This window comes from Streptomyces sp. RLA012 (assembly GCF_056270325.1).
Map to the genome: position 1 here is coordinate 7,830,774 of NZ_JBWDPA010000002.1, position 12,202 is coordinate 7,842,975.

General features: G+C 69.6%; 9 protein-coding genes. 4 read left to right on the forward strand and 5 right to left on the reverse strand.

Annotated features, from left to right (window positions below; genetic code table 11):
* Together RV986_RS35920 and RV986_RS35925 are read left to right on the forward strand one after the other, a co-directional pair.
* Nucleotides 1–1,386 (forward strand): sensor histidine kinase, encoded by a 1,386-nt coding sequence (locus RV986_RS35920; protein WP_475921349.1) that lies wholly within the window; start codon nt 1–3, stop codon nt 1,384–1,386.
* 93 nt (nt 1,387–1,479) lie between these two features.
* Nucleotides 1,480–2,814: a DUF3500 domain-containing protein gene (locus RV986_RS35925; protein WP_475921350.1), complete on the forward strand. Its 1,335-nt coding sequence runs from the start codon at nt 1,480–1,482 to the stop codon at nt 2,812–2,814.
* Between the two features lie 32 nt (nt 2,815–2,846).
* Here RV986_RS35925 and RV986_RS35930 read toward each other — a convergent pair whose 3' ends face one another.
* Nucleotides 2,847–4,106, reverse strand: coding sequence for an ABC transporter substrate-binding protein (locus RV986_RS35930; RefSeq protein WP_475921351.1), 1,260 nt, complete (start codon nt 4,104–4,106; stop codon nt 2,847–2,849).
* Nucleotides 4,107–4,574: 468 nt separating this feature from the next.
* On the opposite strand from RV986_RS35930, the gene RV986_RS35935 reads away from it, so the two are divergent.
* Both RV986_RS35935 and RV986_RS35940 read left to right on the forward strand, forming a co-directional pair.
* Complete coding sequence (locus RV986_RS35935; RefSeq protein ID WP_475921352.1) at nt 4,575–5,102, forward strand: hypothetical protein; 528 nt, start codon at nt 4,575–4,577, stop codon at nt 5,100–5,102.
* 65 nt (nt 5,103–5,167) lie between these two features.
* Nucleotides 5,168–6,010: an RICIN domain-containing protein gene (locus RV986_RS35940; RefSeq protein WP_475921353.1), complete on the forward strand. Its 843-nt coding sequence runs from the start codon at nt 5,168–5,170 to the stop codon at nt 6,008–6,010.
* 278 nt (nt 6,011–6,288) lie between these two features.
* Here RV986_RS35940 and RV986_RS35945 read toward each other — a convergent pair whose 3' ends face one another.
* The 4 genes from RV986_RS35945 to mmsA form a co-directional block, all read right to left on the reverse strand.
* Nucleotides 6,289–8,031 (reverse strand): pyridoxal phosphate-dependent aminotransferase, encoded by a 1,743-nt coding sequence (locus tag RV986_RS35945; protein ID WP_475921354.1) that lies wholly within the window; start codon nt 8,029–8,031, stop codon nt 6,289–6,291.
* Nucleotides 8,032–8,201: 170 nt separating this feature from the next.
* Nucleotides 8,202–9,350 carry an aldose epimerase family protein gene (locus RV986_RS35950; RefSeq protein ID WP_475921355.1) on the reverse strand — a complete coding sequence of 383 codons (1,149 nt, stop codon included), beginning with the start codon at nt 9,348–9,350 and terminating at the stop codon, nt 8,202–8,204.
* A gap of 56 nt (nt 9,351–9,406) precedes the next feature.
* Entirely contained in the window at nt 9,407–10,651 is a 1,245-nt protein-coding gene (mmsB, locus tag RV986_RS35955; RefSeq protein WP_475921356.1) for a multiple monosaccharide ABC transporter permease, read from the reverse strand.
* Complete coding sequence (gene mmsA, locus RV986_RS35960) at nt 10,648–12,198, reverse strand: multiple monosaccharide ABC transporter ATP-binding protein (protein ID WP_475921357.1); 1,551 nt, start codon at nt 12,196–12,198, stop codon at nt 10,648–10,650. Before mmsA ends, mmsB begins: the two co-directional genes overlap by 4 nt.
* Between the last annotated feature and the right edge of the window lie 4 nt (nt 12,199–12,202).

The following is a 12,202-nucleotide window of genomic DNA, read 5'->3' on the forward strand; positions in this document are numbered from 1 at the left end:
ATGAGTCTGCGTTCGCGGTTCGCGCTCGCCTTCGCCGCGGTCGGCGCCCTGGTGGCGGTCCTGGTCGGCATGCTCAGCTACGGCGCCGCCGCCGACCGCATCACCGCCGAGACCGACCGGACCCTGCGGTCCGCCATGACCGCCCTCGTCCGTGACCGGGACCGGGCGGTGGCCCTCTCCGAGGCGGTCGCCCAGGGTCCCGACCTCTTCCCCGGGCCCGACCTCCCCGGCCCGGGGGACGAGGCGGAGCGGGAGGTGATCCTGCAGGCCGTGGCGCCCGACGGCACACCCACCCATCTCGGCGGCCCGGCCGTGGCGCTGCCGGTCCCCGACACCGCGCGCGCCCTGGCCGCCTCCGGCGCCGCCGGGGAGTCGTACACCACCGAGGTCGAGACCGACCGCGCCACGCACCGCCTGCTGACCACCGCGCTCGGCGGCGACCGCGGAGCCCTCCAGGTGGCCGTCCAGGTCGACCAGACGCACTACGTGCTCGGCGGCATGGCCAGGGAGATCGCCGGGGCCGGGCTCCTGGTCGCGCTCGCCGCGGCGGCCGTGGGGCGACTGCTCGCGGGGCGCATCACCCGGCGCCTGGTACGGCTGACGGCGGCCGCCGAGGACGTCAGCCTCGACGGGCGGGTCGTGTACGACGGGCCGGTGGGCGGACGGGACGAGGTCGGCCGCCTCTCCGCCTCCTTCGGCAGGATGCTCGCCCGGCTCGCCGCCGCACGCGAGGCCCAGGACCGGCTGGTGCAGGACGCCGCCCATGAGCTGCGCACCCCTCTGACCAGCCTCCGCACCAACGCCGGGGTGCTCCGCCGCGCCGACGAGCTGTCCCCGGACGCCCGTGCCCGGCTCCTCGACGACGTGGAGGGCGAGACACGCGAACTCGGCCACCTCGTCGACGAGTTGGTCGAGCTCGCCCTCGCCCGCGCTCGCGACGAGCCCGAAGAGCCCGTGGAACTCGCCGAGGTGGCCCGCCGCGCCGCGCGCCGCGTGCACCGGCGTACGCGCCGCCTCGTGCACATCGACGCCGACGACTCCGTCGTCCACGGCCGACCCCAGGGGCTCGACCGCGCGGTGGGCAACCTGCTGGAGAACGCGGCGAAGTTCGCCCCCGACGACGACCGCGAGCCCATCGAGGTGCGCATCCGCCGGGGCACGATCACCGTCTGCGACCGGGGTCCCGGCATCGACGCCGCCGACACCGGGCGCGTCTTCGACCGCTTCTACCGCGCCGACACCGCCCGCGCCCTGCCCGGCTCCGGACTCGGCCTCGCCATCGTCCGCGACGTCGCCGAGGCCCACGGCGGCACGGTGTTCGCGGGCACGCGGGCGGGGGGAGGGGCGGAGGTCGGCTTCACGGTGAGTGGTTCACGCCTGTTGTAGGGGCCGGACCCGGGCGGCGTACGGGTCCTCGTCACCAGCAACTCACAGGCGGCCCCCGAGGGCGCGACAGGTCCGTCGGGGAGTGTGGCCCGCATGCATGGACATGGACACAGACCTCGAACCCCCGAAGCCGACCGCGGCCGCCGCTGGTTCATGAACAAGGCGCTGCTCGCCGGCGGCGTCGCCGCGGTGGCGACCATGACCGGCTGTTCCGGCTCCGACTCGTCGGGCTCCTCGACGTCCTCCGCCGCCGCCCCGAACGGCATGCCGTCCGGCGGCCCGTCCGGTGCTCCCTCCGGCGGTCCCGGCGGTGGCGCCGGAGGGATGGGACCCGGTGCGAGCGAGGTCAAGTACGCCGACTTCACGGGTCTCACCACCGACGGCAAGCTTGTCGACGACCTGTACTCGATCCACTCCACCGACGTCTCCACCGACGCGGTGGTGAAGGCCGCGCAGGCCTTCCTGGACGGCCTCTCCACCCAGCAGCGGAAGTCCGCGGTCTTCGACGTGGACGACGACGAATGGCCGGCCTGGAGCAATGTCGACGGGTACCAGCGCGCGGGTGTCCGGATGGGCGACATCACCGACAAACAGCGCGACCTCGGGTACACGCTGCTCGGCGCCGCCCTGTCCGCGGACGGGCTCACCCAGACCCGCAACATCATGAAGCTCAACGCGTTCCTGGGCGACTACGGCGGAGGCAACAGGGACACGCTCACCGAGGGCGCCTACTTCTTCACCTTCATGGGCACACCCTCGACCACCGAGCCCTGGGGTTTCCAGTACGAGGGTCACCACGTGGCCATCAACTACTTCGTGCTCGGCGACCAGGTCGTCATGACGCCCACCTTCATGGGCTCCGAGCCGACCTCGGCCACGTACAAGGGCGAGAAGATCACCCTCTTCAAGAAGGAGACCACGGCCGGCCTGACGCTGCTGCGCTCCCTGACCGACGCGCAGCGCGCCAAGGTGATCTCCTCGGAGCAGAAGGCCGGCGACAACCTGAAGGCGGGCGCGGGGCAGGACAACGCCAAGCTCGCGTATCAGGGCCTGGCGGGCTCCGCGCTCACCGACGCGCAGCGGGACAAGCTGCTCGACCTGGTACGGGTCTACGTCGGGAACATGGCCGACGGGCACGCCGAGGTGAGGATGACCGAGGTGGAGAAGCACCTCGACACCACGTACTTCTCCTGGATCGGCGAGACCAAGGACTCCTCCGCGTTCTACTACCGCGTGCACAGCCCGGTCGTACTGATCGAGTACGACGCCCAGTCCCCGCTCGCGTACGGCAACAAGTCCAGCGGCGGCGGCATGGGCGGCCCGAACGGGACGCCCACGCAGCAGCACATCCACACCATCATCCGCACCCCCAACGGCGGCGACTACGGAGTGGACCTGCTCAAGCTGCACCTGGAGAACGACCACTGACCACTGCTCGCTGGTCACTGATCGCCGCCCGCTCAGTGTGTCGCCGTCGCGATCGACGACAGTACCGACGCCGGGTCGCCGCCCGGTGTCACCGCCCTGCCGATCCGGTCCCTGATCGCCGACACCACCTTGGACCAGCTGGTCTCCGAGAGGGGGTAGAGGTCCATGTTGTCCAGTGTGTCCAGGCCGTTCCAGAGCTTGCGGTACTGCTTGTCCTGGCGCATGGCCGTGCTCGCCGGCACGGTGACGGGCAGGAGCTGGTACTCGGCGGCCTGTTGGATGACGTACTTGTCGCTGTACAGGAAGTCGAGGAACTCGCCCGTCTCCTCACGATGTCCGGCCTGCCGGAAGGCGATGGTCCAGTCGGTGGTGCCCATGGTCGGGACGGTCCGGCCGGTGCTGCTGGGGAGCGGGACGGTGCCGTAGGACACGTTCTGTGTCGAGTCCTCGATCTGGCGCATCAGCGAGAGGGGGGCGTTGACCATGGCGGCTTTGCCGTCCAGGAAGGCCTGGAGGGCGTCGTCGCGGTTCAGTTCGCCCGGCGGGGTCGGGCCGGTGAGGCCTTCGGCGACCAGCGAGGACCGCAGCCACCGCAGGGTCGAGACGTTCTCCTCGGAGGTGAGGGAGTAGCTGCCGGTGTTGTCGGTGTAGCCGCCGCCCCCGGCCAGCAGCCACATCAGTGTCTCGGCCTCCGCCTCCTCCGGGCCGAGCGGCACCGCGATCGGGTACTTCACTTCCTGCGCCTTCAACGCCCGTGCGTCCACCACCAGTTCCTGCCAGGTGGTGGGCGGGGTCAGGCCCGCCGCCGTGAAGAGGTCCTTGTTGTAGTAGAGCAGCCGGGTGCTCGCGGTGAACGGCAGGCCGTACTGGACGCGGCGCACCTGCCCGGCATCCGCGAGGCTCTGCACGAAGCTGCCCTGCACGGGGATCGACAGCAGCTCGTCCGCCCGGTAGAGCCGGCCCTGCGCCGCGTACTCGGCGTAGCTGTCGGTCTGTACGACGTCCGGCGCCCTGCCCTGCTCGACCAGTGCGGCGACCTTCGCGGCGACCTGGTCGGCGGGGTAGACCTTGGTCTCCACACGGATGTCCGGGTGGGCGGCCTGGAAGGCGAGGCCGACGCGGTCCCAGTAGCCGATGGAGTTCTTGTGGACGCTGTCGCCGTAGTTCGTCGCGACGACGGTGAGGGTCGTGGTGTCGGACCCCGATCCCGTCTCCGCGCCGCAGCCGCTCACGGCCACCGTGAGGGCCAGCGCGGCCGTCGTCGACATCATGATCCGGGCTCTGCGGCGCACGGTTCCCACCTCTGTTCCAGCCACCCGGCATAGCCATCCGCGATGACACGGGTGGACGAAGAGCGTCGATCGTAGGCCGGGAGGGGGGTGGGGCACAGGGCCGCCGGAGTTGCGTTCTGGTTCCGGTGGTGTGACATGAGTGGCCTCAAGTCACCTGCGTATTAAGGGAGTTGGCCGAGCGATCAGGGTGGTGGCAGGGGCGTCGCCGTGACGGTCGACGGGGCCTCCCGCGCGGGTCGCACGGGAGGGCGTCTTTCGGCCGGGAGGCGACCGGGCGTATCGCGAGGCGCGCCCAGTCGTGGATCCGCTCTTCGTGCGCCCCGGCCCACGACTCGACCGGCTCGACCGTCGGCGATTCATCGCGCGGTTCCGCCGGGCCTTTGTCGGATTCGGTGCCCTTTCACCCGACGAGGCGTGTTGAATGGCGTGGCTCAACTTCCGTCACTCAACTGTTCATAGGGGATCTGGATGTTGCCGGAAATCTTGGTCGGGCTTGCCGCCTCGGGGGGAACGGCGGTCGTGACGGCGGCCGGCACCGACACCTGGACCGGGACCAGAACAACAGTGGCCCGGCTCCTGGGGCGAGCCGGGCAACGGGAAGAGGCGGTATTACAGCGCCTCGACCGGACCGCCGCCGATCTCGCACGGGCCTCCGACGAAGACGCGCAGGAAGTGCTGGAACGGGTACGGGTCGCACAGTCCCTGTCCTGGGAAACGCGTTTCACGGACCTGCTCCAGGACCTGCCGGAACCCGAGCGGGACGAGGCCGTCAGGGTGCTGCGTGCCCTGGTCGAGCAGGTCCGGCAGCACGCTTCCGGCTCCGGTGCCGCGGCCGGTGCCGGGGTCTCGGTCGGTACCGGTGCCGCGGCCGGTTCCGGTGGGTTCGCGGCCGGCGGCGACGTGATCATGGAGGCCACCCAGGGATCGGTTGTCGCCGGTGTGGTCAACGGAGGCGTACGCCTGGACCCTCCGAAGCCGGGGGCGGCCCAGCACTGACCGCCCCCGGCTCGTCAGGTCCACAGCGCCGTGGCCGGAGCGCGTTCCTCGGCAGACTGCTGCACATGGCGGGCTTCGGCGCCGCCGGTGACAGCCGGGCCCCGTACATCACCGCCTCCCACGGAGGAGTGGCGGTCGGCCACGCCGACCAGGTCACCTACATCCGCAAGCAGCGTGCACGCCGTTTGCGCATGCTGGTCGTGCCCGTCGTCGTGGCGGGCGGGACGATCACGGCCATCACTCTCGCGCCGGACTCATCCGGGTCGGGCCCGGACCGGTCCTCCCCGGCGCCGTGGTTCTCCCCGTCACCGTCGCTCTCCGCGTCACCGTCGTCCGCCGGGACGCCGTCCGCCACCGGCTCCCCGTCGGCCGCGACCGCGCGCGCGACCGGCTCCGCGGCGGCCGTGGCCGGGCCGGTGCAGACCGGTGCGGCGGACACCCCCGAGGCCGGACCGCCGCCGTCCGCGAAGTCCGGGGCGACCGCACTCTCCCCGGGGTCCGTGTCGCGCCTGCGGAACGTCTCCACCGGCCAGTGCGTGTCCGGCGAGGGTTCCGTCTACCCCGCCTTCGGGACCTGCGACTCCAGCGATGCCTACGCATGGACGTTGCGCTCCTCCGGCGGCGGCACCTTCGAGTTGGTCAACCGGGCGAGCGGAAAATGCCTGTCGGCGCCCTTCAACAACAACTACGCGGCCGGGCTGGAGACCTGCGGCGGCGTCGGAGGCACCGGCTATGTGCAGTGGCGTCTCGGGACCTCCACCGCGGCGGGCATGACCCTGAAGAACACCGAGACCGGGCATTGCCTGGAGATCGCCTCCCCGGCGTACGGCGGCGGCAAGCAGGTGATGGTGGCCACCTGCAACAGCGACGAGCCCCAGCAACTGTGGAACGACGGCGGGACCGCCTAGGACCTGTCCGGTCGATCACGGTGGAGGAAAGCAACGGCGCCTTGTCGGCGCCGGTGAGCGGGGTGTGGTGCGTGCAGCTGCAAGGCGGAGGAGGGAGGCGACGCGGAGCGTCGGCGACCGACGACAACGCCGCAGATGTGCGTGCCACACCCCGCGTCTCCGCCGTGATCGGCCGGACAAGTCCTAGCCGTCCGAGGACGACCCACCGCATCTCCGCCCCGTCGACCGGACCTCAGTGCGGGCGAGTGGGAAACGATCACTGCCCGCACCGGGCGGTACTAGCCGACCTGGTTGTACATCGCACCCGCCGCCGGCCAGCCCGTGGGCTGGGGTGCGGGTGTCGGTTCGGGCTCGGTGCGGCCGCGTACCTGGGCGGCGGTCAGACCCCTGTTGCGCAGGCCCGGCATGCCGGTCTGGCCGAGTCCGGCGGCCGGGGCGGGAGACATGGCGGGCATCGCCGGTGGCGGTGTCATGGACCGTGCCTGTGCCTGGGCCGCCGGTGACGGGGCCTGCTGCATCTGGGGGACCTGCTGCATCTGGGCCGGCTGCATCTGGGCCGCCGGTTGCATCTGCATGGCCGGCTGCATCTGGGCGACCCCGGGCATCTGCGCGACGGCGGGCATCTGCGCGACGGCGGGCATGGGCTGCTGCTGCGGCGCGGGCATCGGCGCCGCCTGCGGCATCATCGCGGCCGCGGCCGGAGCGGGGACCAGGCCCGGCATTCCGCTGGGGGCCTGCGCCGGGGGCGGGCCCGGCCAGGTCTGCGCGGGCGGCAGGCTCTGCATCGCGGCGGCCTGCGCGGCCAGCGGCATGCCGACTCCGTTCGTCTCGCTGATCAGCCGGTCCACCGCCGCCGTACCCGAGCTGTAGCTGGTCCCTGTGCCCAGCTCGGGTACGGCGGCTCCCCTCCTGGACCCGTAGAGCACCTGCTCCAGGCCGGACACCAGGCGACGCACGTCCGTCTCGGGGCGCACCACGAGTCGCAGGAAGCGACTGGACGAGCCGATCTTGTTGCCGCACTCACGGACCAGGATCCGGTGCTCGGTGAGCAGCCGGTCGCGCACGACAGTGCCCTCGGCACCCACCGGCAGGCGTACGAAGAGGAAGTTGCCCTGCGAGGGGTAGACCGTCAGACCGGGCAGCGCGGCGAGCTGGCGGGCCATGTCGAGGCGGTCGCGGCGCACCAGGTGCAGGCTCTCCATGTACTCCTGCCCGTGCTCCTTGAGCATGAACACCACGGTCTCGGCGAAGGAGTTGAGGTTCCACTTGGGCAGCATGGAGCGGATCTTGCCCGCGAGCGCGGGGTTGGCCACGAGGTAGCCGAAGCGGATGCCGTGCAGGCCGAAGTTCTTGCCGAGGCTGCGCAGGACGATGACGTTGGGCCGCAGGACGGCCTCTTCCACGACGCTCGGGTCGCTCTCGGCGTCGGCGAACTCCAGGAACGACTCGTCGATGACGACCAGGTCCAGGTCCTGGAGCTGGTCCATGAAGTTGACGACCGTGCGGCGGCTGAGGAAGCCGCCGTCGGGGTTGTTCGGGTTGCAGATGACCGCGACACGGGTGCCGCGGGCGCGGATGAACTGGATGTACTGGGCCGGGTCCAGAGCGAAGCCGTTGGACTCCATGAGCGGGAACATGTCGACCCGCTTGCCGGTCTCCATGGGCTGGTCGGTCCAGCGGCCGAAGGTGGGGACGGGGATGGCGAGGGACTCGCGCACGAGCAGGTGGTCGATCCAGGTGATCAGTTCCGTGGATCCGTTGCCCATCGCGACGCAGCTCGGCGGGAGTTGGAGCAGTGCGCACAGCTCGGCCGTGATCGTGTCGGCGCTGCTCGGGTAGTACGTGATGATCTCGCGCAACCGCCCGGCCAGTTCGTCGAACATGCCGGGGGTGGGGAAGTACGGGTTGCACGGGATGCAGAAGTCGATCGGACCGACTCCATCGCTCTCGCGGGCCAGCGCAGCCATCGAGGGGCTGTGCGCCGCAGTACCGCGGAACAGCGAGGCGACGTTGTCGGCCATTGGACCTCCGGTCTGTGGGTGGCCCGTGCGGGGGAGCACGGGCCGCCCTTTCATACGGAGACGGAGGGGGCGCTGTTCAACTCGTGTGGATTCGGTAAGGGTTCACTTTGCGAAGCAACCCAAAGGGCCCCGGTGGCGTCACCCACCGAGGCCCCGATGTCACGCGGAGGTCATGCGCTGAACGAGTGGACCGTCGTCGTGCGGTACGTCTGCCCAGGTCGCAGCACGGTCGAGGGGAACGACGGGCGGTTCGGCGAGTCCGGGAAGTGCTGGGTCTCCAGGCACATGCCGTCGCCCTGCCGGTAGGTGTGACCGGAGGGGCCCACCAGGGTGCCGTCCAGGAAGTTGCCGGAGTAGAACTGCACGCCGGGCTGGTCGGTCGCGATCTTCAGGGTGCGGCCGGACTTCGGGTCGCGCAGGGTCGCGATGTGCTCGGGCCGGGCGGTGACGCCCTTGTCGAGGACCCAGTTGTGGTCGAAGCCCTTGGCGGTGACCAGCTGCGGGTGACCGACGCGGATGTCCCGGCCGATCGGCTTGGCCTTGCGGAAGTCGAAGGGGGTGCCCGCGACCTTGGCCAGCTCACCGGTGGGGATCAGTCCCGAGTCGGTGGGGGTGAAGCGGCCGGCCGCCAGGTGGAGTTCGTGGTCGTAGATGCCGCCGCTGCCCTCACCGGCGAGGTTGTAGTACGTGTGGTTGGTGAGGTTGACGACCGTGGCCTTGTCGGTGGTGGCCTCGTAGTCGATGCGCCAGTCGCCGTGCTTGGTGAGGGTGTACGTCACCTTCACCTTGAGCGTGCCCGGGTAGCCCATCTCGCCGTTGACGCTGGTGTAGTACAGACGCAGGCCCACGTCGGAGCCGGAGGTGAAGCCCTCGATGTCCCAGACCTTGGTGTTGAAGCCCTTGGCGCCGCCGTGCAGGCTGTTCACGCCGTCGTTGACGGAGAGCTGGTAGGCCGTGCCGTCGAGCGTGAACCGTCCCTTGGCGATGCGGTTGCCGTAGCGGCCGATCGTGGCGCCGAAGAACGTCGTCCCGGCGACGTAGGACGCGAGGTTGTCGTATCCGAGTGAGACGTTGGCGTAGCGGCCGTGCCGGTCGGGTATTTCCAGGGACTGGACGATTCCGCCGTAGGAGATGACCTTCAGGCGCGTGCCGCCGTTCTCCAGCGACCAGCGGTAGACCTTGGTGCCGTCCGCGAGCTTGCCGAAGAGCTCCTTCACAGGCTTCCTGCCTCCCGTGCCGGCGTCGGCGGTGCCGACCGTGGCGGCGGTGATGCCCGCGACCGCTGCCGCGGTGATGACCGTACGTCTGCTCGATTCCATGAATGCGGCTCCAGAAATAGGTACGGGGGCCCGGCCCGGACCCCCGTACATTCGACTTACGAACCGACCTTGCGTTTGTTCCACACGTCGAACCCGACCGCGGCCAGCAGTACCAGTCCCTTGATGACCTGCTGCCAGTCGGAGCCGATGCCGACGAGGTTCATACCGTTGTTCAGCACGCCCAGGACGAGACCACCGATGATCGCGCCGAGGACCGTGCCCACGCCGCCGCTCATCGACGCGCCGCCGATGAACGAGGCCGCGATCGCTTCGAGTTCGAAGTTCAGACCGGCCTTGGGCGAGGCCGCGTTGAAGCGGGCGGCGAAGACCAGACCCGCCAGGGCCGCGAGCATGCCCATGTTCAGGAAGACCAGGAAGGTGACCTTCTTGTCCTTCACACCCGACAGCTTGGCCGCCGGGAGGTTGCCGCCGATCGCGTAGATGTGCCGGCCGATGACCGCGTTGCGCATCAGGTAGCCGAAGCCGGCGACCAGGACGCCGAGGATCAGCAGGACCACCGGGGCACCCTTGTAGCTGGCGAGCAGCATGGTGACGGTGAGTACGGCGGCGACCAGCGCGACCAGCTTGAGGAGGAAGAGGTTGCGCGGCAGGATGTCGAGCGAGAACTCCTGCTGCCGCTTGCGGTCGCGGACCTCCTTGACCACCACGAACGCGATCAGCCCGATGCCCAGCAGCAGGGTGAGGTTGTGGTAGTTCGTGTCGGGGCCGACCTCGGGCAGGAAGCTGTTGGCGACCTTCTGCAGACCCTCGGGGAACGGGCCGATCGTCTGGCCCTTGAGGAAGATCTCGGTCAGACCGCGGAAGGTCAGCATGCCCGCCAGGGTCACGATGAACGACGGTATGCCGAGATAGGCGATGAGGAACCCCTGCGCGGCACCCGCGGCGGCGCCCATGGCCAGACACAGCACCAGGGCGATGGGCCAGGAGATGTCGTGGTTGACCATCAGCACGGCGCCCACCGCGCCCACGAACGCCGTCAGTGAGCCGACCGACAGGTCGATGTGGCCCGCGATGATGACGAGCATCATGCCGATCGCGAGGATCAGGATGTAGCTGTTCTGCAGCACCAGGTTGGAGACGTTGCGCGGCAGCAGCAGGTCGCCGTTGGTCCACACGGCGAACAGCACCACGATCAGACCGAGGGCGAACAGCATGCCGTACTGCCGCATGTTGCGGCGCATGCCGTCCAGCATCAGCTGAAGCAGGCTCTCGCCCGTGGCCGAGCCGCTCTTGCCGGGCGGCGCCGGGGCCGGCGTCTTGGCGGTCACATCCGTGCTCATCGGGTTACCTCTTTGTCCTTCGTCATCTGGCGCATCAGCGTTTCCTGCGAGGCCTCCGCCCGCGAGAACTCACCCGTCAGCCGGCCTGCGGCCATCGTGTAGATGCGGTCGCACATTCCGAGCAGCTCCGGGAGCTCGGAGGAGATGAAGACGACCGCCTTGCCCTCGGCCGCCAGCTTGTCGATGACCGTGTAGATCTCGAACTTGGCGCCCACGTCGATCCCGCGGGTCGGCTCGTCGAGGATCAGCACCTCGGGGCCCGCGAAGATCCACTTGCTGAGGACGACCTTCTGCTGGTTGCCGCCCGACAGCTTGCCCACCGGCTCGAAGACGGTCGGCGCCTTGATGTTCATGGACGTGCGGTAGCCCTCGGAGACCTGCCGCTCCTCGTGCTCGTCGACGATCCCGCGCTTCGACACCTTGCCCAGGGCACTGAGCGTGATGTTGCGGTTGATGGTGTCGATGAGGTTGAGGCCGTAGTGCTTGCGGTCCTCGGTGACGTACGCGATCCCGTGTCCGACCGCTTCGGACACGGTCTTCGTACGGATCTCCTTGCCGTCCTTGAGTACCGTGCCGCCCGCGTACCGGCCGTAGGAGCGTCCGAAGACGTTCATCGCCAGTTCGGTGCGTCCGGCGCCCATGAGACCCGCGATGCCGACGATCTCGCCGCGCCGCACGGAGATCGACACATCGTCAACCACCTTGCGCTGCTGGTCGATCGGGTGGAACACGGTCCAGTCGCGGACTTCCAGGGCTGGTGCGGCGCCCGCCTCCTGCTGGTGCGGCGTCCGCTCCGGGAAGCGGTGTTCGAGGTCGCGGCCCACCATGCCGCTGATGATCCGGTCCTCGGTGGTCTCGGGGGCCTTCACGTCGAGCGTCTCGATGGTCCGGCCGTCGCGCAGGATGGTCACCGAGTCCGCGACCCGCTCGATCTCGTTCAGCTTGTGGGAGATGATGATCGAGGTGATGCCCTGGTTCTTCAACTCCAGGATGAGATCGAGGAGTTTGCCGCTGTCCTCGTCGTTCAGGGCGGCCGTCGGCTCATCCAGGATGAGCAGCTTCACCTGCTTCGACAGCGCCTTCGCGATCTCCACGAGCTGCTGCTTGCCCACGCCGATGTCGGCGACGCGGGTCTGCGGGTTCTCGTCGAGCCCGACCCGCCGCAGCAGCTCGGAGGCGTGCCGCAGCGTCTCGGTCCAGCTGATGAGCCCGCGGGTGGCGTGCTCGTTGCCGAGGAAGATGTTCTCGGCGATGGAGAGGTAGGGAACCAGGGCCAGTTCCTGGTGGATGATCACGATGCCGCGGTGCTCACTGGCCCTGATGTCCTTGAACGAGCAGACCTCGCCCTCGAAGAGGATGTCCCCCTCGTAACTCCCGTGCGGGTGGACGCCGGAGAGGACCTTCATCAAGGTCGACTTGCCGGCGCCGTTCTCCCCGCAGATGGCATGGACCTCGCCCTGCTGGACGGTCAGAGTGACGTCCGACAGCGCCTTGACGCCGGGAAAGGTCTTGACGATCGAGCGCATTTCCAGGACGGGTCCCGCCATGGTC